At 35.0% G+C, this 19911-nt stretch carries 22 protein-coding genes and 2 pseudogenes; 15 read left to right on the forward strand and 9 right to left on the reverse strand.

Annotated elements, in window-relative coordinates; genetic code table 11:
* The first annotated feature begins 106 nt into the window (after positions 1-106).
* The 7 genes from ACQKM9_RS01320 to ACQKM9_RS01350 all read left to right on the forward strand — a co-directional run bounded on the left by ACQKM9_RS01320 (position 107) and on the right by ACQKM9_RS01350 (position 3249).
* Positions 107-529: a YhcN/YlaJ family sporulation lipoprotein gene (locus ACQKM9_RS01320; protein WP_427731965.1), complete on the forward strand. Its 423-nt coding sequence runs from the start codon at positions 107-109 to the stop codon at positions 527-529.
* Positions 529-984, forward strand: a complete 456-nt coding sequence (gene spoVAC, locus ACQKM9_RS01325; protein ID WP_427731967.1) for a stage V sporulation protein AC — start codon at positions 529-531, stop codon at positions 982-984. The genes ACQKM9_RS01320 and spoVAC overlap by 1 nt, the downstream gene beginning before the upstream one ends.
* Positions 978-1988: a stage V sporulation protein AD gene (locus tag ACQKM9_RS01330; RefSeq protein WP_427731969.1), complete on the forward strand. Its 1011-nt coding sequence runs from the start codon at positions 978-980 to the stop codon at positions 1986-1988. Before spoVAC ends, ACQKM9_RS01330 begins: the two co-directional genes overlap by 7 nt.
* 9 nt (positions 1989-1997) lie before the next feature.
* Positions 1998-2363 (forward strand): stage V sporulation protein AE, encoded by a 366-nt coding sequence (gene spoVAE, locus ACQKM9_RS01335; RefSeq protein WP_053417711.1) that lies wholly within the window; start codon positions 1998-2000, stop codon positions 2361-2363.
* A gap of 66 nt (positions 2364-2429) precedes the next feature.
* Entirely contained in the window at positions 2430-2588 is a 159-nt protein-coding gene (locus tag ACQKM9_RS01340) for a YjcZ family sporulation protein (RefSeq protein WP_427731971.1), read from the forward strand.
* 15 nt (positions 2589-2603) lie between these two features.
* Complete coding sequence (locus ACQKM9_RS01345) at positions 2604-2849, forward strand: stage VI sporulation protein F (protein ID WP_427731973.1); 246 nt, start codon at positions 2604-2606, stop codon at positions 2847-2849.
* Positions 2850-2934: 85 nt separating this feature from the next.
* The gene (locus ACQKM9_RS01350) at positions 2935-3249 is read left to right on the forward strand and encodes a hypothetical protein (protein ID WP_427731975.1); all 315 of its coding nucleotides are present in this window, start codon (positions 2935-2937) and stop codon (positions 3247-3249) included.
* A gap of 226 nt (positions 3250-3475) precedes the next feature.
* On the opposite strand, the gene ACQKM9_RS01355 is transcribed toward ACQKM9_RS01350, so the two are convergent.
* The 3 genes from ACQKM9_RS01355 to ACQKM9_RS01365 all read right to left on the reverse strand — a co-directional run bounded on the left by ACQKM9_RS01355 (position 3476) and on the right by ACQKM9_RS01365 (position 5233).
* A complete protein-coding gene (locus tag ACQKM9_RS01355) occupies positions 3476-3904 on the reverse strand; it encodes a GNAT family N-acetyltransferase (RefSeq protein WP_390391728.1) in 429 nt (142 codons plus the stop codon).
* 3 nt (positions 3905-3907) lie between these two features.
* Positions 3908-4423: a YjcG family protein gene (locus ACQKM9_RS01360; RefSeq protein ID WP_427731977.1), complete on the reverse strand. Its 516-nt coding sequence runs from the start codon at positions 4421-4423 to the stop codon at positions 3908-3910.
* Positions 4424-4510: 87 nt separating this feature from the next.
* Positions 4511-5233, reverse strand: a complete 723-nt coding sequence (locus ACQKM9_RS01365; RefSeq protein WP_427731979.1) for an alpha/beta hydrolase — start codon at positions 5231-5233, stop codon at positions 4511-4513.
* A gap of 104 nt (positions 5234-5337) precedes the next feature.
* Between ACQKM9_RS01365 and ACQKM9_RS01370 the strand changes: the two genes are divergently transcribed.
* Positions 5338-5898, forward strand: coding sequence for a phosphatidylglycerophosphatase A family protein (locus ACQKM9_RS01370; RefSeq protein ID WP_427731981.1), 561 nt, complete (start codon positions 5338-5340; stop codon positions 5896-5898).
* A gap of 108 nt (positions 5899-6006) precedes the next feature.
* A complete protein-coding gene (locus ACQKM9_RS01375; RefSeq protein ID WP_427731983.1) occupies positions 6007-6765 on the forward strand; it encodes a thermonuclease family protein in 759 nt (252 codons plus the stop codon).
* Positions 6766-6834: 69 nt separating this feature from the next.
* On the opposite strand, the gene ACQKM9_RS01380 is transcribed toward ACQKM9_RS01375, so the two are convergent.
* Positions 6835-7377: a GNAT family N-acetyltransferase gene (locus ACQKM9_RS01380; RefSeq protein ID WP_427731985.1), complete on the reverse strand. Its 543-nt coding sequence runs from the start codon at positions 7375-7377 to the stop codon at positions 6835-6837.
* Between the two features lie 237 nt (positions 7378-7614).
* Here ACQKM9_RS01380 and ACQKM9_RS01385 point away from each other — a divergent pair, with 237 nt between their 5' ends.
* The 5 genes from ACQKM9_RS01385 to ACQKM9_RS01405 all read left to right on the forward strand — a co-directional run bounded on the left by ACQKM9_RS01385 (position 7615) and on the right by ACQKM9_RS01405 (position 12669).
* Entirely contained in the window at positions 7615-7719 is a 105-nt protein-coding gene (locus tag ACQKM9_RS01385) for a hypothetical protein (RefSeq protein ID WP_427732787.1), read from the forward strand.
* A 66-nt stretch (positions 7720-7785) separates the two neighbouring features.
* Positions 7786-8379, forward strand: a complete 594-nt coding sequence (locus ACQKM9_RS01390; RefSeq protein WP_427731987.1) for a histidine phosphatase family protein — start codon at positions 7786-7788, stop codon at positions 8377-8379.
* A 918-nt stretch (positions 8380-9297) separates the two neighbouring features.
* Positions 9298-9918, forward strand: coding sequence for a DUF47 domain-containing protein (locus tag ACQKM9_RS01395; RefSeq protein WP_427731989.1), 621 nt, complete (start codon positions 9298-9300; stop codon positions 9916-9918).
* 15 nt (positions 9919-9933) lie between these two features.
* On the forward strand, positions 9934-10932 hold the full coding sequence (locus ACQKM9_RS01400) for an inorganic phosphate transporter (protein ID WP_427731991.1): 999 nt from the start codon (positions 9934-9936) through the stop codon (positions 10930-10932).
* A gap of 135 nt (positions 10933-11067) precedes the next feature.
* Positions 11068-12669, forward strand: a complete 1602-nt coding sequence (locus ACQKM9_RS01405; protein ID WP_427731995.1) for an ABC transporter substrate-binding protein — start codon at positions 11068-11070, stop codon at positions 12667-12669.
* Between the two features lie 52 nt (positions 12670-12721).
* Here the strand turns inward: ACQKM9_RS01405 and ACQKM9_RS01410 are convergent.
* A pseudogene (locus ACQKM9_RS01410) lies at positions 12722-12984 on the reverse strand (ABC transporter permease); the annotation flags it as partial.
* A gap of 328 nt (positions 12985-13312) precedes the next feature.
* Entirely contained in the window at positions 13313-14296 is a 984-nt protein-coding gene (locus tag ACQKM9_RS01415; protein ID WP_427731997.1) for a diaminopimelate dehydrogenase, read from the reverse strand.
* Positions 14297-14681: 385 nt separating this feature from the next.
* Here ACQKM9_RS01415 and ACQKM9_RS01420 point away from each other — a divergent pair, with 385 nt between their 5' ends.
* Complete coding sequence (locus ACQKM9_RS01420; RefSeq protein ID WP_427731999.1) at positions 14682-16052, forward strand: YheC/YheD family protein; 1371 nt, start codon at positions 14682-14684, stop codon at positions 16050-16052.
* A 99-nt stretch (positions 16053-16151) separates the two neighbouring features.
* On the opposite strand, the pseudogene ACQKM9_RS01425 reads toward ACQKM9_RS01420, so the two are convergent.
* From ACQKM9_RS01425 to ACQKM9_RS01435, 3 genes and pseudogenes are all read right to left on the reverse strand, one after another.
* Positions 16152-16313 (reverse strand): annotated as a pseudogene (locus ACQKM9_RS01425) (IS3 family transposase); the annotation flags it as partial.
* Positions 16314-17166: 853 nt separating this feature from the next.
* The gene (locus ACQKM9_RS01430; RefSeq protein WP_427732001.1) at positions 17167-18447 is read right to left on the reverse strand and encodes a YheC/YheD family protein; all 1281 of its coding nucleotides are present in this window, start codon (positions 18445-18447) and stop codon (positions 17167-17169) included.
* Between the two features lie 38 nt (positions 18448-18485).
* Positions 18486-19811: a YheC/YheD family protein gene (locus ACQKM9_RS01435; protein WP_427732003.1), complete on the reverse strand. Its 1326-nt coding sequence runs from the start codon at positions 19809-19811 to the stop codon at positions 18486-18488.
* Positions 19812-19911: the final 100 nt, after the last annotated feature.

Raw genomic sequence — 19911 nt, forward strand, 5'->3', positions numbered from 1 at the left:
CTCCTTATACAATATGTCATATTTGAAAATGAACTAGGGCAACTGCCTCAGTTATGCATAATTTTTCAAAAGAAACGCATACTGTTCTTAAAAAAAGGTGAAGTATATGAAGAGAAATATCTTAAGGATTTTGATTTTATCACTTAGCATCCAGTTTTTAGTCGCTTGCTCTGGAGAACAGCAGGAAAAATTCGCTACCTATCATGCAGCGGGTGATAATGGATCACAATCAGCAATTGAAAAGCTTCTGAAAGAAGAAAAGTCGATTAAAAAAGGTACTGCTGTTTTCGTGGATGATGTTGTATTAGTGGGTGTGCAGATAAAACCTTTTTCAAAATTGAAGCGATCCAAAATCGAAGAGAGTTTGCAGAAGAAATTTGAAAAGGAATTCCCTGGTAAAGACGTACTCGTTAGTACTGACTTCAAAATATCTTGGGAAGCTCAGAAGCTTTTGAAAAAAGAAATAACAGAGGAAGAGCTGAAAAAGAAAATTAAGAAATTACAAGATCTCGCAAAGGAAGAAACCTGATGAATCAAAAAGATTATGAGCAATTACAAACGAAACTATCTCCTAAAACGCCTATTGCCAAAAATGTACTAAAAGCTTTTTTAGTGGGAGGTATTATTTGTGCAATCGGACAAGCCATTTCTTTTTTCTATATTATGAATTTTGATTTTACAGAGCGTACAGCAGGTAATCCAACGGTAGCAACAATGATTTTCATTTCATTATTACTGACTGGATTTGGACTTTATAAAAAGCTTGGACAATTTGCAGGAGCAGGGTCAGCAGTACCAGTTACCGGCTTTGGTAATGCAGTTATTTCAGCAGCTATTGAACACAAGACAGAAGGCTTAGTACTCGGAGTTGGTGGGAATATTTTCAAATTAGCGGGTTCTGTTATTGTATTCGGAGTTGTATCTGCCTTTTTTGTAGCACTTGTTAAATTAATTTTAGTAACGATTGGAGTGACTCAATGGTGATGGATAAAGGTGTAATTTATTTTCCATCTAAGCCGTCCATTTTAGCAGCAGGAGTGGTAGTTGGACCATTGGAGAAGAGAAGTGTTTTTGCGCAAAATTTCGATTTAGTACTAGATGATGAAAGGGCAGATCAAAAAACAAATGAGCAAGGACATCAACATTTGATTGAAGAAGCTGCACAAATAGCATTACAAAAAAAGAAGTTGACTAAGGATGCTGTAGATTTTTTTATAGGTGGAGATTTAGTTAGTCAGATGACGCCGACGAATTTTGCTGCTGCTACTATTGGAAGCCCGTTTATCGGCATGTACTCAGCGTGTGCTACATCAACCTCAGCCGTTATTATCGCTAGCTTACTAACGGAGCTAGGTGGTAGCCATTATGCAATCGCTGGGGCTGCAAGTCAGCATAATGCGATTGAAAGGCAATTCCGATATCCTGTCGATTATGGAGGTCAAAAACCAGCAACTGCACAATGGACTGTAACTGCTGCAGGTTATGTTCTAATTGGTAAGCATCAAGAAGGCGAACCTTGTATTGAGGCTGCGACTTTCGGAAAAGTAGCGGATTTTCAACAATCCGATCCATTTCATATGGGGGCAGCAATGGCACCTGCAGCATTTTCAACTATTAAACAACATTTAAAGGGTAGAGGACAAACAGTGCAGGATTACGATGTTATTATGACTGGTGATTTGGGAAAAGTGGGCTTGCCCATTTTAAAAGAAATGCTAAGACAATCTGGTTTTACGACAAAACAGTTAGAAACAATTCGCGATGGCGGTGCTGAATATTACGGAGATAATCCATTGTTTTTAGCTGGTGCAAGTGGGGCGGGTTGCTCCGCATCTGTGTTTTTTGGCGAAATATTAGCAGAGCTAAAAAGCGGACGGATGAAGCGAGTGCTATTAGTAGCGACAGGTGCTCTCTTGTCACAATTATCTGTGCAACAAAATCAATCGATTCCAACCGTTGCACATGCAATCGAAGTAACGATGAAATGAGGGAATAAAATGTTTACTTCTTTTATAATCGCATTTATTGTTGGCGGATTAATTTGTGTAATTGGTCAACTGCTGATGGATGTCGGTAAATTAACACCTGCACATACATTAGCCATATTAGTTGTCACAGGCGCAATTTTAGATGGCTTTGGCTTATATGAACCGCTTATCGATTTTGCTGGTGCAGGTGCAACAATCCCTATTACGTCATTTGGTAACTCTTTGACACACGGTGCTTTAGCAGAAGCTGAAAAGCATGGTTGGATTGGAGTTTTAACGGGGATGTTTGAAGTGACGAGTTCGGGTATTAGTGCGGCCATCATATTTGGATTTATAGGAGCTTTAATTTTTCGATCAAAAGGAAATATCGACTAGTTCAAACGCCCTCTTCTTTCTGTAAACCGTTGCATACAATACGGTGAGAGAGAGGAGGGATTTCTTATGTCAGGATTCTCAGGTTATGGTTACGGCTACGGCGGTGGCTTCGGTGGCGGAAACGAATGCTACTATGGCGGTCATAGCGGCAATGGTTCAACGTTTATTCTAATCGTTGTTCTATTCATCTTGTTGATTATTGTTGGCGCAAGCTTTATGGGTTAATAAGGGGGGACTTAAATGCAAAGCTCATTCTTTCGAAAAATTGAAGGAAAAACTGGCGTACCAATGGAAGATGTACTTGCATTAGCAAATGCTATTCAATATGCAGATTTTCAAGACGAACGCCAAATTCGAAAAATCATTCGTAAAGTATCTCAACTAGCAAATAAACCAGTAACAAAAGAGCTAGAAGAAAAAATCGTCGCATCTATCTTAAAAGATGGTAATTCTTTAGATTTGAATAAAATTCAAAAAATGTTATAGCATACAATAATATTCTCAGTAATATACTAACTTTAATCGAAGATATGTCTTTGCAGGTAAAGTTATAATATAGGAGGGAATTTTGATGGGCTACATTCTACCAGTTCAGCCATTACAAGCAACGCAATATGCAGAACGTATGAACATGAAATCATATAATTATGCTCATGTTAATACAATTGCAAAAGTAAAAAAGCAATCTCATTTTGAACGTGAGCTTGATATGCGTGCTGAACTTACTGAAATGCAATTGAACAATGAAAAAAACAAAAATCGTGGGAACTCCCTTCAAGTCCATCAACAATTCATCCATCCTAACCCAGCAGAGTTACCAAAATTTGAACTAAAGGTTACTGATAGAGGTAAATATTATAGTAAATATGTTTTAAAAATACTATAGACGATTATCATACGGTACTTCGAAAATAAAAAGGAGCCAATCCATGGTTGAGTTTACAATCAACCGTGGTTGGCTCTTTTTGTGGTAGAAATTAGGTAGATAGATTATTAATTAAAACATTTACACTAGAAAGTCCACAAATCCAATGAAAAAGAGATGAAAGTATCAATGAATAAATAAAAAAGCTACTAAAACGTGGATTATTCAGCGTTTTAGCAACTTAATATTAGAATTCCTTTTCCATTGCGCGATATGGAATGCCAGAATCCAAAAATTCAGGTGATGTAATAATATAATTTTGTTTTTCGTAGAAAGGAATAGCATGTGTTTGAGCATTTAACTTCACTTTTGCTAATTGATGACCTTTAGCGTATTTTTCTAAGTGTGTCATCATTAAAACACCAATTTGCTTTCTTCGAAAATCAGGTAATACACAAACACGGTCTACTTTAGCGATATTACCGTCGACTATTCGTACTCTGCCTGCTGCAATCGGTTCTTCGCCATTGTATGCTACGAAATGTGTTGCGTCTTTGTCGTATTCATCTTTTTCTAAAGGTAGAGGAACACCCTGCTCTTTAACGAAGACTTCCTCCCGAACAAAGAAAGCGTCTCGTAATTCCTTCTCTGTCTCAACAATTTTAGCAAAAACCAATAATTACTCCGCTCCAGACAGTCGGAAAGTTTCGTAAACCGTCCAAGAACCGTCTTCTAACTGATAAAGTAAATGAATACGATCAATAACTTCTTCGGAATAAACGTCTGTCATGCGTAGCTGACCATAAATATCATCATGTTCACCTGAGGACATTTCTTGTGCAATGGTAATATGTGGCACAAATTTATATTCTGGTTCTTCTCCGAATGATTTAGCATGCAATGCATCATGTAATTTTTGAAGCTGTTCTGTTGCTTCCACTTTTAGATAGATAGCATTGTTCACTGGCGCAAATGAACTTACTTTTGATACGTGAATTGAAAGCGGTTTAAATTGTTTACTAATTTCTTGGAGCATACTAGTAACTTCGTTCACTTTTGAGTCATCTACTTCAAAAGCACTTTTTAAAGTAATATGAGGTGTGATTTTAGAAAAATGCGTGTCATATCTTTTTCTATATGAATTCGCAAAATCTTGTAGTTTCTTAGATGGAAATGCAACGATACCGTATTTCATTATTCCGTCCCCCCTAAGTAGTTTTATATAGCTTTTCTTAATTTTCAGTATAACAGAAAAAAGATAATATTCATTGTGAAATACATGTTAAATGGTAAAGTTTTGTTTTATGACACGTTTTAAGTCAGGTTGCCAAAATTTCCATGAGTGATTTCCTTCGAATTCATCGTAGAAAGTAGAAAAGCCTTTGTTGACTATCAACTCATGTAATGCGCGATTAGGTGTAAGAAAATCCTTAATGCTCTTATCCATAGTTACTACTTCATGTTCTTTTGTACCAATAACGTGATAGATTGAAAAAGCATGAACATCTTGTACCTGCTGCACTTTTTCTAAAACATTATCATTTACTAGAGGTGATTGCATTAATACTTTACCAAAAATATTCGGATATTGGATGGCTGCTAGTAAAGATACTGTCGCAGCCTGCGAATCTCCAATCAATGCACGACCCATCCCCATTTGATATGTAGAGTAGTGCTCATCAATATAAGGAACAAGTTCATGTGCTAAAAAGCGTAAGTAAGCTTCATGCTTTTCTCCATTTGGCAAATATTTTTGTCGTCGATCCTCTACACTTTTATAAGGTACACCAACAATTATTAAATTTTCGATATCGCCTTGCTCCAAATAGTCATCTACTACTCGAGAGATTCGGCCTAGTTGAAAATAATCTTTACCATCAGATGCGATTAACACTGAGTATTTATAAAGTGGTGAATAGTTTGCAGGTAAGTAAACTAATAGATGGATTTCTTCTTGTAAGGATTCACTGAAAAAATCTATATCTGTGATGGTGCCACGATCCAAAGCTATCACTCCTTCAGTTTTCTGTACGGAAATTGTAACATATAAGAAAGTAAAGGTATAATAGTAATAATAAAGGACCATAAATTTTGAAATGAGGATGAGTCATGTATAACAAAAAACTTCAAGTTTCATCAGAAGTAGTAGCTAAAGCGGCGCGTGATGCATTAGAACGTCGCGGTGTTACATTAAAGGATATTGCGGAAATTGTGTATGAAATGCAATTTGCATATAATGAAGGCCTATCTCTTGATCATTGTATTGAATCGGTTGATAAAGTACTGTATAAACGTGAAATTCAACATGCAATTTTAGTAGGGATTGAGCTAGATGAATTAGCAGAGAAAAAGTTGCTGTCAGCGCCACTACAACAATTAGTTGAATCCGATGAAGGATTATTTGGAGTTGATGAGACAATCGCTTTAGGAGCAGTATTTACTTACGGTAGTATTGCTGTAACAACTTTTGGACATTTAGATAAACAGAAAATCGGAATAATACAGCAACTTGATACAAAAGCAGGTGAAGGTATTCACACATTCCTAGATGATTTAGTAGGAAGCATTGCTGCATCTGCTGCATCACGTCTTGCTCACCGTATTCGTGATTTAGAAGAGCAAGGAAAATCAATCAAAGATATTAAACCATACGGTACTACAACAGATTAATATTCATCTAGTAATAGCCCAGCCCTCTACCGAAGACTGGGTATTTTTATGCTTTAAATGCTGAAAGTAAGCCGATAACTAATAGTTTATGTTAAGATTACGATGGTGATGACAATGAAAAAATGGGGACTCCTTTTAATCGGCTGTCTAGTATTTATGCTACAAGCATGTACAGAAGCTACAGTGACAAAAAAAGATGAATCAGAAAATCGAATCGATGTCGAAGTGGTAAGTATCATGGACGGTGATACGATTAAAGTGAAATACGACGGAGAAACAAAAAAAGTACGCTATTTATTAGTAGATGCGCCTGAAATGTACCATAAACAATTAGGTGAACAACCATTTGGACGAGAAGCGCAGGCTCGTAATCGTGAAATATTGAACAACGCAAAGCAAGTTTCAATAGAATTTGATGTTGGTGAACATGAAGATAAATATGGTCGCCTTCTTGCCTATATATATGCGGATGGGAAAAGTGTTCAAGAGCAACTAATCCGTGAAGGTCTTGTACGAGTTGGATATATATATGAACCGAATACTACAAATGTGAAAGCTTATGAGAAAATTCAAGATGAAGCTAAAGCATTGAGAAAAGGAATTTGGCAATACGACGGTTATGTAACAAATCGAGGGTTTGATAAATCGGCTGTGAGAAGTGGGGGCTCTACTGAAGGGCAATCAAATAAATCCGATAGCTCAAATCAATCGAATAAAACAAGTTGCTCTATTAAGGGGAATATAAACAGCAAGGGCAATAAGCTTTATCATATGCCAAGCTCCAACAATTATGATGTAGTTAAAGAGGAAAAAATGTTTTGTACTGAAAAAGAAGCGGAGCAAGCTGGATTTAAAAAAGCTAGCTAAAATATAAAAAAGACTTCTCGCAATTGCGAAAAGTCTTTTTTATATTTTTGCTCGGATTTATTATCTTGTCTATTTAATAAAATACAATACATTATCCGTCGGTTCATACTTTACACCGTAAAGAAGTTCATCTTCGTACGCATGAATATTTTCATATATCCATTTCATATGTCCAAGTATTTCTTCTTCAGCAACACCCGTTGGAGCCCAGTAATGAATATCCATTCTCAGTGGCTCGCCTGTCTTTAAATGATGTCTGCAATAACAAATATGTGATGCTAAAATGAAATCGTGACGTTTATAGAAGCGTAATCGCTTTTCAGTGTCTTCTTCAGCTTGATCCAGTGATTCTACCTCCAATAAAATTGGTTTGCCATTGCCTTTTAAATGCTCTAAAATTTTCCCTCCCAATCCTTCACCACGTGCAGAGGAAGAAACAAATAAATAATCGACAAATAAATAATCAGGGTGATCTACATATGTTAATACATATTTTTCGCCTTCTACCTTTTTATAAATACCTACTTTATCTTTCAATAAAAGTTCTATATGTTGACGTGATTTCATTTCTTCAACGGGAAAATATTCGTTCAGTTTTCCAAACCAATCCATATGTATAACCCCTTTCGAATTAATTTTATTATGCAATGTATTGTCGTAAAAATAAAACCGAAATACATCAAAAGAGTAAGATGTTGTTCAATCTTATGAAGTTCCTTGATTGGACTTCCAAATTCAACATATCATTTGGAATTTACCCAACACAAAGATGGTAGCCATTGCTGAGCATTGACTAAAGATAATTTAATTGTATTTTATATACCAAATCAACAATAGATTAATACGATTATCGAGAGATTAAGAGAATTTGGCTTTAATGCTGTTCATCCAGAAAAACTTTATAAGGAAAAGGAAGGTAAGACAATCGAAGACCCTGATGGCTCTGGAGAGTAGTGTTTATGCATACAGTCGAAATTTAGTGTGATACTCTAATGTAAAGATGGTTTAGGAGGTACTCACATGACAGAAATTTGTGTGGTAAGACATGGAGAAACAGATTGGAATACAATAGGGAAATTACAAGGTGTAACAGATGTACCTCTTAATGACAGAGGAATCCAACAAGCAAAAGAATGTGGTGTTTTTTTCAAAAAAACTAAGTGGGCTGCAATTTATACAAGTCCATTAACAAGAGCAAAACGTACAGCGGAAATAATTAACGAACAATTACACATACCTCTAATTGAAATTGAAGAGTTTAAAGAACGTTCTTTCGGTGAAGCAGAAGGTATGGACATGGAAAAACGTATAAAAGCATTTCCAGATAAACAATATCCAAATCAAGAATCCTTGGACTCAGTGCTTGCAAGGTTACGAAACGGACTTGTTGAAATTCATGAGCAGCATCCAAATGATCGAGTCATTCTAGTCGCCCACGGAGCGGTAATTCATGCGCTCTTTACACTACTCGAGAATGGCGATACTTTTCCACAGGAAGTACGATTAGCAAATGCAGGCGTTAGTTATATCAAGATTCAAGACGATAGATGGTTACTTGGTGAATTCAATCAATCATCACATTTGTCGCAAGTAAGTGAAACAGGAAAGATTTAAGATGTGTATGATATTATGTACATCTTTTTTAATTCTCTTTGAAAATGAGCTAAAATAAGGAGTTTTTTTAAATGAAGGATGGTTAACGCCGGTGTCAAGAAAGGGATCAATAATTGATAGGTTCAAAAGGAACGTTATGATCTGTGGTAACAGCTAGTACTTGATGTCTGTAAGTAGTAAGAGAAGTGAATTAGTAATTGTTAATAAATACAAAAAATAGGGAATAGGCCAAAAAATCAATATTTGAGATTTACATGATTGCTTTTTTTTATGTTGGACATACTACTATGAAATGAATTTGTTATAATTCATTTTCAATTTTCCCTACTATCATTAGTTTTTTTACCGTATTCTTTTGGTATTTCTGCGGATTTCCATGGATGAGAGAAGCTGTTTGTGGGGTATGTATAATTCAACTGTTTGTCGTGTATTTATCTTTGAAGGTATACAAGAATTCGTTCGAACGTTTAACGATTCTGTAGTTTTTGAAGTGGGACTCATATTTGTCGTATCGCCAACAACAAAAAGGCTTTCCTTTAGACAATATTCCTCGTTTTGTAAATTGTAAAACCTACATTTTGTATTAAAATGGTAGGTATTTTGTCGAAAAATAAAACGTTTACAAAGAAGTTCGATATTGACAATGGTATGTTATATTTATCATGGGGTTAAGCCTAGTATTTAAGGTCTTTTTTTACAACAGGATGTATATTTTTCGACAATATTCGATAAATGAAACGATGTGATTTTCCACATTGGAACAATTTTTTTGCGAAATTGTGAACGCTAATGTTACAGGATTGTAAAAGTTGTAATAGAATATGTAAAAATAGCAGATATTCTATTAAATTATTGTTAAGCTAATTTAGCGTTCAGGACAAATATATGTTTTGACACTAACTTTTTCAGGAGGAATTTATGTTTAATCGAAAAAAGCCAGATCCATTCTTTGAGGTTTTAGCAAAAATTGCTATAAATGTGCAAGAGGCAATGCATTATGCCAACGATTTCCGTATTCAGAGTTTGGAAGACTTAGAAGAAATTAGCAAACGAATGAAAAAATATGAAACGGATGGGGATTCTCTCATTCATGAATTAATCGTGATGCTGAATAAATCATTTATGACCCCAATTGAGAGAGAAGATATTTTAGCGCTTGCAAACAGTATGGATGACGTTCTTGATGGAATGGAAGAATGTATTGCACACTTCGACATGTTTGCATTAATCGATATCGATGATTCAATGAATACATTTATCGGTTATATTGTGAAAAGTGCTGATGAAATTGTAAAAGCAATGGACTTATTAAAAACGAAAAACTTAATTGGTATGCGTGATCATGCCATTTTAATAAAAGATTATGAAAGTAAATGTGATGAAGTGCTTCGTACATCCATTAAGCAACTATTCTTGCATGAAAAAGATTCAATCCAACTGATTAAGTTCAAGGATATCTATGAACAATTAGAGGATATTGCAGATGATTGCCAAAATGTAGCGAATACTATGGAAACTATTATTATGCGTAATGCATAGGAGCAGGAGTCACGAATGGATACAATACTCTTATTAACAGTTTTAGTTGTTATTTTTGCACTGACATTTGACTTTATCAATGGTTTCCATGATACAGCAAATGCCATTGCTACTTCAGTATCGACACGAGCTTTGCCACCTAAAGTAGCAGTAATAATGGCTGCAGTTATGAACTTTATCGGGGCAATCACATTTACAGGTGTTGCAAAGGCAATTACGAAAGACATCGTAGATCCTTTCGCATTATCAAATGGTTCAGTAATCATTTTAGCTGCATTACTTGCAGCAATTATTTGGAATTTAATTACTTGGTATTACGGAATTCCGTCTAGTTCATCTCATGCGATTATTGGTGCTATCGCTGGTGCTGCTATTGCAGCAGCCGGTTTTGGTATCTTGAACTACTCAGGTTTCGTGAAAATATTAGAAGCTTTATTATTATCACCGTTTATTGCTATGGCTGCGGGTTACTTGATGATGTCTCTATTCAAAGTCATTTTCAAAAATGCAAATCTATATCGTACAAATAAAGGAATCCGATATTTACAGATTTGTACAGCTGCACTTCAATCGTTTACACATGGTACGAATGATGCGCAAAAAGCAATGGGTATTATGACAATGGCTCTAATCGCTGCAGGATTACAAACTGGTGATGATATTCAAGGTTGGGTTCGAGTTTCCGCAGCAATAGCAATGGGTCTTGGTACGTCGATCGGTGGTTATAAAATCATCAAAACAGTTGGTGGTAAAATTATGAAATTGCGCCCTGTTAACGGTGCAGCAGCTGACTTAGCTTCTGCTTCAGTTATCTTCGGTGCAACATTAATCCACTTGCCAGTTAGTACTACACATGTTATTTCTTCCGCTATTATGGGGGTAGGATCTGCACAACGTGTGAAAGGTGTTAAATGGGGAGTAGCTCGTAAAATTGTTTTGACTTGGATTATTACAATGCCATCAGCAGCTGCAATGGCTGCATTGATTTTCTACATTTTAGATTTCATTTTTTAAAAACTTAGCTAACAACTGCCTGACAACTGATTACAAATCGGTTGCAGGCATTTTTTATGAATATTATTATTTGAAAATTATGAAAATATATTTATAATTGGTAGAAGTAAGAAAATAGGGTGTGGGGGGAGTTTTATGAAGAATAAGAGATTAGGATTCAGTGTTGTCGTAATGGCTATGATTTTCTTATTGGTGGCATGTTCATCTGCCGATACAAAAGGTGGAAAATCATCAGTTGATAAAGTAAATAACAAGGACAAACAAACTGTTGTGTATGGCCGAGGAGCGGATTCAGTTTCGTTAGATCCAAGTACAGTAACTGATGGTGAATCGTTCAAAGTAGCACGCAATATTTTTGAGACATTATTAGTTTTTGGCGAACAAGATACATCTACACAACCTGGCTTAGCTAAAGATACGAAAATCTCTGATGATGGTAAGACATATACTTTTACGCTTGAGGAAAACGTTAAATTTCATGATGGTACAGACTTTAATGCGGAAGCCGTTGTTAAAAACTTCGAGCGTTGGATGAATGGTAGTGCGGATCAATTTCCGTATTATGCAGACATGTTCGGAGGCTTTAAAGGAGACAAAAATCACATTATTGATAGCGTAAAAGCTAATGGAGATTATACATTCATCATCCAATTAAAGAAACCAATGATTCCGCTATTAAATAATTTAGCTATGGTGGCTTTTTCAATTGCAAGTCCAACCGCATTTGAAAAGGACGGAGAAAAATTTGGAGAAAATCCTGTAGGAACAGGTCCATTCAAATTTTCAGAATGGAAAAGAAATGATTCAGTCATTTTGACAAAAAACGATAGTTACTGGCAAGATGGATTACCAAAGATGGATAAAGTTATTTTTAAAGCAATGCCAGATAATGCAGCAAGATTAAATGCATTATTGAGTGGAGAAATTGATATTGCAGATGGTGTAGCTCCTGCATCTATTTCGACAGTTGAACAAAATGACCAAATTATTTTAATGGAACGGCCTTCATTTAATGTAGGATATTTAGGGATGACAACAAATAAAGCGCCATTTACAGATATAAAGTTACGTCAGGCGATTAGCCATGCAGTAGATCGCCAAGTAATTGCGGACACATTCTTTGAAGGAAAAGCATTAGTAGCAAAAAATCCGGTGCAACCTACAGCTTTAGGTTATAGCGAAGATACCCCTTTATATGATTATAATCCTGAAAAAGCGAAAGCATTGTTGAAAGAGTCTACTTATGATGGTAAAGAATTAGAATTATGGGCAATGCCCGTACCGCGTCCATATATGCCGGATGGACAAAAGGTTGCTGAGGCGATTCAGAAGAATTTAGCAGATGTGGGGATTAAAACGAAAATTGTGTCATTCGAATGGGCGACATATTTAGAGAAAACAAAAGAAGGGGAAGCAGATTTATTTTTACTTGGTGGTACAAGTGATAATGGTGATCCTGACAATTTATTATCTTTGTTCTTTGATCGTGATGGATCTTTAAATAACTCTCAGTTTTCAAATGATGAAGTTCAAAAGCTTCTGCAAGCTGGTCGTTCTGAACAGGATGTAGAAAAACGTAAAGAGATATATAAACAAATTCAGCTTATTTTGCATAAAGAAGCACCTGTATTACCATTAATACATTCCACACCACTATTAGCAGTATCTAAATCAGTAAAAGACTTTAAAGCACATCCAACAGAAGCTGATGATTTAAAGAATGTCTCTGTAGAATAAAATAAAAACAACACGCTCGTTTTTTAGAGCGTGTTGTTTTTTGTAGACGATATTAGATAGCTCGGTATTTTTTTGCGCAATGAAATTTAAGGAAATGAATAGTACCGAAAATAATAGCAATAGACCGAGGTCGATAGCGATATCTGCAAATGCAACCCATTTATACATAACGTCCGTAAGAGCATCTACGGCGTAGTAAAGTGGCATGATTTTACCGATTGAAAGCAACCAATCCGCCATGCCATCCAGTGGAAATAATCCTGTAAAGAAAATTTGCGGAACAATGACTAGTGGAATGAATTGAACCATTTGATAGACTTCACTTTTTCTTCTTTTTTAAGATCATTCTCGCGAGCAACCCTTCAACAGTAAATGAAGCAATTTGCATAACCAAAAATAATGATTGAGTATTCAGTTAATAAAATCCGGTAGAATAACAAAAAACCTTACGGGCACTTCAATTGATAGAAGGCATCATAAGGTTTCTTGTTTGAGATTATTGAGTCTTTTGTAAGAATCACTATTCATCATAGTTGTCGAGAGGATAAAAGTCAATATAACGGAAGCTTTTTAGTGAGTCTTGATAATATAAATAATGGCTGACTTGTCATGAAGACAGAGTCAGCCTTTTATTATTAATCTCTTATAATAATTCTTTACGAAGTTCTTCTGCTGATTTTGGTGACAACAAGCCAAAAGGTACATCGAAAACCGTTTTAGCTCCTTTGTCGCCAGCTTTGTTAAGCTTGTAAGCAGCACGTGCAAAGGCAACTAGGACGCTTGATGTGAAGTATGGATTGCTTTCTAAGTTTAAAGAGAACTCCATAATTTGCTTATGCTCAACGTTAGATTCACCACTTCGAATAACGAACCCACCATGTGGCATACCGCTATGATTTGTAGCAATTTCATCTTCAGAGATGAAATTTACAGTTGTATCATAATCAGAGAAATAGTTTGGCATAGTTTTAATTTGTTCTTCGATTTTCACTGCATCTGCGCCATCTTCTAAAACAACGAAACATTCACGGGCATGTTTTTCGCGAGTAGTTAATTCAGGGTTTTCACCGTTGCGTACACGATTTACTGCCTCTTCAATTGGTAATGTATATTGCACTGCATTTTTAACACCGTCAATACGACGAACTGCATCAGAGTGGCCTTGACTTAAGCCATCACCCCAAAAAGTATAAGTATTGCCAACAGGTAATACTACTTCTCCTAGAAGACGGTTTAATGAAAATAGACCTGGATCCCAACCAACTGAAATGATGCTTACTTTGTTTGCAGGTTCTGCAACTGCATTTACTGAATCAAAGAAAGCTGGAATGTTGGCATGTGTATCAAAACTATCAATTGTATTAAACCATTGTGCGAAATGAGGTACTTGCTCCGGTAAGTCCGTAGCAGATCCGCCACATAGAATCATAACATCAATGACGTCTTTAAATTTTTCTGCATCGTTCCAAGCATGTACTGGCACATTAGCACTCGCGATTTTTAAAGAAGAAGGATCTCGACGAGTGAACACTGCCACGAGTTCCATATCAGGGTTTTGCGCAATTGCCCCTTCAACACCACGTCCTAAATTACCATAACCTACGATACCAATTCGAATTTTGCTCAAAGTTGTTCCTCCTAGAAATATGTATAGTTTCATCAAATATATTACCAATTGTACTTTTTATTTAGAAAATTCACAATGCTATAGAAACTAGATTAATAGTAAGGAGTATGCACTTTTTTTATAAGGGGAATTAAGGAGGTTGGTACTAACATTCAGAGTAAGATTATTAATGCTTGGTAGAGGTTAGTATAGTACTAGATCGACACAGTTCATAGTATTCATGTTCCTTATCAATGCTTGGTGGATTATCCAAGAACAAAAAAACATCTCGAATATACAGAACCAATAGCCGCTTCGAAATAATGGATATTATCATGTTTAAGGGATATTCGCATATACACTTATTACCCCCTTGCATAATCTAATAAAGGAGGTGATACAAACTATGTTAGAAGTAAATCGTATGAGTAATATTTACAATATAGTTCCAATAAATAACGATAGTCAATGTCTTTTATTCTATCCTAACCAAAGTAAAATGATAGACGAAACTATGCATACAAGTACTATTCACTTTGGTCTACAAGAAATGGAGGTTACTTGTAAATCATTAAATACATTAAAAGAGAATGAGATAGGGTTATCAAACACTGTAATAGAAAACTTGCAACTTCCTTTAGGGGTAGATTACGAAATATCAATTCAAAACGGGCGTATAATTATAGGTCCGTTTATTGGTATATTGGTTGCGGATTCCCAAGAGGTTCTAAATAAGAGTAAAAAGAGGCTTAAACATGTTATTAAACAGTACCCGTTAATTAGAGGGGTTATTGTAGCATTTTCTTGGGAGGGGATAGATCGAAATAACTCTAAGGTAAACGGTTATATTTACAATCCTTCTTCAAAAAAGTGGGAAAGTGGTAATTTCCCATTTCCAACTGTAATCGTAAAACGAACGTTGTTATCGAGAGAAAGAAAAAAATATTTAAAAAATCTCTATGGTTCACGTTTTTTTCATTTAGCTACTCTTAATAAATGGAAAATGTATCAACGACTTAGTTCGAATAAACAATTGCTTCCTCATTTACCTAAAACATTCTTATATAAAAAGCCTGAAGATATTATAAAACATCTGAAAACCTTTTGTACAATTTATGTAAAGCCATTATCAGGATTACAGGGAATTGGTATCGAAAAATTCGTTGCAGAATCTAATCAATATTGTGTTAAATATCGAAGGAATAAAAAAAATAAAACTATAATTTTTTCCTCTGAACATGAACTACTTGATTATGTTAAATCTAAGTTCAAAAGTAAGAAATATATTATACAGCAAGGAATAGACTTAGAATTAGAAAAAAACCATACCATTGATTTTAGAATTGCTCTTATAAAAAATCAGAGTGGTTTATGGGAAGATGTGGGTATGATAGGTAGAAAGGGCATCAAAGGAAGTATAGTTAGCAACCTTTCAAATGGAGGTAAGGTAGAATTTGCGAAATCTTTACTGCTAACATCTCTTCATCTAACTGAAGCTGAGATGGTAAGTATCCGTCAAATAATGACCGATATTGCTATTAAAGCTGCCGGAGAGATTGACAAACATGAAAACATATTTAAATCTGGGGTTGATATCGCTATTGACCGCCACCGCCACATTTGGATAATTGAACTAAATAACTTTTCCCCAGGCTTTAGAAGTTTTTCAAAAGTTGGGTTTAGTGATGCAGTTTCTAAAATCAAAAATTCAAGAATGTTTTATGCAAAATATCTTGCAGGATTCCCAGAGGATAATGGAAATGGGACTTCTAAATAGAATGGGGAGACCAGCCAGAATCTCTGTGCGATGGGACCATGAAAAAACCACAAACCATTTTAAATACCTAGCGATATGGAGACACATATATAACACACTTTAGGCTGCTTTTTCATTATAATTTACTTGAGAAAGGTAGCCTGTTTCTTCTTGAATTCGTTTTTCATTATAATGTTGTAGATGGTCATCGATTTTTAAAATCATTTTCAAATTGGGTAAGGAATTGAATTTACAATACTTAAATTCCTCGGACTTCAAACTAAAATGAAACGATTAAATTACTACATTGTTCCGATAGTGTCCGTACCTAGACATACTATTAACTAGGTGATTCTTTTTCACGTAGTTATGAGAAGCTTACGATGTGTAGATGCTGCCTTGATCCGAATAGATGGTAACCCTTTTAGGATGGGTACGATTGCTTAAAGCTTCTTATAACGTATCAAATACCAGTGGCGTTTGCTATTGGCTGTAAAGCCTGAAGGTAACAATCTCGCTATTAAATAAATGGATGATTGTCGATATATCGTCGTACTCCCGTATTGAATATACGTTTTTTCAACAAAAAACACCACCATTATATGCACTTTTAACTAGTGTAACATTTAGGTAGGTGTTTCATGTTGTCTCAGTAATTCAGGAGTCCAATTTCTCACGAAATAGCTTGTGTTATTAACTGTTCAATAGTTTCATGATCACTATACGGCCCGGTTGCCATAGACAAAATAGTACTAACATTTAGGTTCAATAATGGGTAGTGGTTTGTTTACAAGCGCTAGCGGAAGCGGAAGCGGATTAATTGCACAAAAGCAATTTAAAACAACTATCATACATTCTTTTGTTTTTCGAAGGGAAAAACATCTTCATGTGAGTCAACTGGACAACCTGTCATATCAATAGGTTCAAGTAGTATCAATAGCATATAGCAAGTTTCTGCATCCATTTTTTCTAATCGAAAACCCGGATTTTTTTACATTTGGAGAAAGCCGAAAATGGCTTTTGACTGTCATTGGTGAAAAGCATTTGTGTCGGTGACTATGGTCACCGAAATAATCCAAACGATAAAGAATTGTGTTGGTACCTAGTACTCATAATTTTTCCATTTAATATATTATTAAAATCCAGCTAATGCTTTAGCGTAGTAGAGTGGAGTTACCATACTTTTATAGTATAATTCAGCATCTATTTCTCTTTTTCTAAATGCCCTATAGCGTATTTGGATTTCTAAAACCCATAGTTTAAGGTTTGAATCAACTATAATATCAAAGGCCACGTCTCCAAGGTGAACGCCTTTTTCTTCAATGGTTTCTGCTAGACTTTCACATAGTTGAACCATCTCTTTCTCTTTCTCTTTTGCTTGTTCGGGAGATAAATGATAAATAGAAGTTAATGCTTCCAATCCAGAAAGCATAGTATATCTATTATGGAAATTCGTAATAATACTATTTTCATTTGAAACTTTGCATGTAAAACCTGGACTATTCCATTGTTTAGTTGCATCCTTTTGTAAAACTACCCTAAAATCCACATTTCTATTTTCTGTTTTATAAGCGACAGATTGTTGAAGTACATAGTTTTTTCTTTTTAATGCTTTATAAAGAGAATTTACATTAAAAAAACTCTGACTACTTGAGTCGTTTTCTTTTAAGGAATATCCATTTTCTTTTTTTTCAATTACCCTAATACCTTCTCCATTAGCTCTTGTTGTAGGCTTAACATAGATTTCGTTATAATTTTCTAACATTTTGATTAAAGAGGACTTCGATAATTTGGTTGTTTTCGGTAAAAAAGATTCTAGATTAGGATTTTCGGAGAACACTTCAAACTGCTGCCACTTGTTTAAATAGTGAGAATTAAAAACCTCAACATCATGTTGGGTTAATCGGTTATACAACTCGACAGGTAATTTTTTTCTCCTATTATATATTACATCCGGAAATGGAAATGTTCCTTCTAACCATTGTGTTTTTTGTGTTTTACCACTTGGGTTATAATAGTAACCATTAATCGTTTTTTCTTCTAAATTGATATCTTTTAGTCTACAAACAAAGAGTAACCCCTTTATATTTTTATAGTCAATTGTTCTCCCAATGCGCTCTTGGTTAAAAAACCTTTTATACGAAATCATTATGCCAATTACAGGACCAATTTTTATTGTATTGTTATCTATCACGATTTCATAAGGGAGCTCCATCGGAATGTTATATCGTTCCATAATATCTTTTGAAATTGCTATTGTATTTATTGGCAGATCAGCATTCAATTCGACTGAAACTTCACATTTCCACTGTCCAAACTGTATTTCAATTTTCTCCTTACTTGAAAAATTAGTCACTATATCTTGTGAAAGGTAAATTTGATTTTTTTTATCTGTTAATACCCATTGAATATCCATTTTTTCACCTCCTTTTATTTTTTTTGGATAAAGATAGATTATGACTCACCATATTTAGTAATTGCTTTAGCATATTTAAACGGGGTGGTCATAATCTTGTGGAAAATTTCAGAAGGGATTTCATATGCCTTTTTTTCTGCTGCATAGTTCAATTGCAACTCAAGTAGCCATAAATGGAGATTATCATCTAAAATGATATCGGCAGCTATGTCTGCAATATGCATCCCTCGTTCCTCGTAAACTTGAACAGCTGACTTTACTAGCTCAACCATATCGTTTTCAATTCTCAGGGCTGATTCTTCGTCTAATTGGTAAATAGTAGACAAAGCTTCTTTACCAGTTAGCAGATTTTCCCTGCCAATGGTATTTGTCACAACGCTATCTTCCTTAGAAATCCTTGTTGTAAAACCTTGGAATATCCACTCTTTTTTATCATTCTTTTGGAGATAAACCCTAAAATCTAGCACTCGTTTTCCATATCTAAATGGTACGGGCTGCTGTACAATCGAAGGGGAAATAATATTACTATCAAGAAATTTTTTTAATTGTCTCTTATTTTCCAGGAACGTAGAGTGTTGCATTGAATCACGAACCATAAAACCATTATTTGTCCGACATAAATGAAAGATACCTCTACCACGTGAATTTCTTCGGGCTTTTATATAAAGCGCATCGTTTTCCTTAAGTAATGCAGTTAATTGGTTAACATCGGTGTATTTTTCTGTATACGGCAAATGTTTTCTTAGCTGTATCTGTTTTGATAAATACCTCCAAATTAGCCACTTATCCAGGTTTAGATAGAAAGAATTAAAAAGTACATCCCCAAGTTTTTTTTGTAACTCTGAAATAGTACGCTTTTTTATAAACGACCGATTAAAAATCACATCAGGTAGAGGAAACTCCCCATATCCCCACTGACCCCCGTTTTCAGTCCCATTAGGAGAATAATAATATCCTGCTATTCGTGAATCTTTAACGTTAATAGACTCTTTAGTACAAATAAAAATTAACCCTTTAGTTTCTTCATACTCTTTAAATCTAGGTAAATAGATTGAAAGCGTTTTATCGCTATAGTTTTTCAGTGTACCTGTAACGATAAAAGCCATTATTGGGCCGAGATAAATATGGCCCTCTTTTAATAAACAATCGTATGGTAATTCGGTTGGAATTGTATATGAGCTACTGAGGCCCATGGGTAATCCAATTGTTTCTTCCTTAATATCTACATCTTTGAGTACATTTAACTCTATTTCAAATGAACCAAAATGTATTGTTAACACTTTAGGTTGTGATAGGCTATCAAACAATGATTCAGATAATACCATTTGGTTTTCCTTTATTGATTCCATCCATTGAATATTCATTTTCTTTATCCCCCACATACATAATAAAAAAACCTCGTGTTCCCTTACTTAGAGTATTCATATTTCCTATTAATGCTTGGACTTTTATCTCGAATAGCCG

The sequence above is a fragment of the Viridibacillus sp. NPDC093762 genome (assembly GCF_050279675.1).
Classification (GTDB): domain Bacteria; phylum Bacillota; class Bacilli; order Bacillales_A; family Planococcaceae; genus Viridibacillus.

Coding starts and splice junctions, on each gene's coding strand:
- ACQKM9_RS01340 (WP_427731971.1), top strand. CDS start 2,430: ATGTCAGGATTCTCAGGTTATGGTTACGGCTACGGCGGTGGCTTCGGT.
- ACQKM9_RS01330 (WP_427731969.1), top strand. CDS start 978: ATGGTGATGGATAAAGGTGTAATTTATTTTCCATCTAAGCCGTCCATT.
- ACQKM9_RS01320 (WP_427731965.1), top strand. CDS start 107: ATGAAGAGAAATATCTTAAGGATTTTGATTTTATCACTTAGCATCCAG.
- ACQKM9_RS01400 (WP_427731991.1), top strand. CDS start 9,934: ATGGATACAATACTCTTATTAACAGTTTTAGTTGTTATTTTTGCACTG.
- ACQKM9_RS01430 (WP_427732001.1), bottom strand. CDS start 18,447: ATGGATATTCAATGGGTATTAACAGATAAAAAAAATCAAATTTACCTT.
- ACQKM9_RS01420 (WP_427731999.1), top strand. CDS start 14,682: ATGTTAGAAGTAAATCGTATGAGTAATATTTACAATATAGTTCCAATA.
- ACQKM9_RS01395 (WP_427731989.1), top strand. CDS start 9,298: ATGTTTAATCGAAAAAAGCCAGATCCATTCTTTGAGGTTTTAGCAAAA.
- ACQKM9_RS01405 (WP_427731995.1), top strand. CDS start 11,068: ATGAAGAATAAGAGATTAGGATTCAGTGTTGTCGTAATGGCTATGATT.
- ACQKM9_RS01390 (WP_427731987.1), top strand. CDS start 7,786: ATGACAGAAATTTGTGTGGTAAGACATGGAGAAACAGATTGGAATACA.
- ACQKM9_RS01380 (WP_427731985.1), bottom strand. CDS start 7,377: ATGGATTGGTTTGGAAAACTGAACGAATATTTTCCCGTTGAAGAAATG.
- ACQKM9_RS01345 (WP_427731973.1), top strand. CDS start 2,604: ATGCAAAGCTCATTCTTTCGAAAAATTGAAGGAAAAACTGGCGTACCA.
- spoVAE (WP_053417711.1), top strand. CDS start 1,998: ATGTTTACTTCTTTTATAATCGCATTTATTGTTGGCGGATTAATTTGT.
- ACQKM9_RS01435 (WP_427732003.1), bottom strand. CDS start 19,811: ATGAATATTCAATGGATGGAATCAATAAAGGAAAACCAAATGGTATTA.
- ACQKM9_RS01360 (WP_427731977.1), bottom strand. CDS start 4,423: ATGAAATACGGTATCGTTGCATTTCCATCTAAGAAACTACAAGATTTT.
- ACQKM9_RS01375 (WP_427731983.1), top strand. CDS start 6,007: ATGACAATGAAAAAATGGGGACTCCTTTTAATCGGCTGTCTAGTATTT.
- spoVAC (WP_427731967.1), top strand. CDS start 529: ATGAATCAAAAAGATTATGAGCAATTACAAACGAAACTATCTCCTAAA.
- ACQKM9_RS01370 (WP_427731981.1), top strand. CDS start 5,338: ATGTATAACAAAAAACTTCAAGTTTCATCAGAAGTAGTAGCTAAAGCG.
- ACQKM9_RS01350 (WP_427731975.1), top strand. CDS start 2,935: ATGGGCTACATTCTACCAGTTCAGCCATTACAAGCAACGCAATATGCA.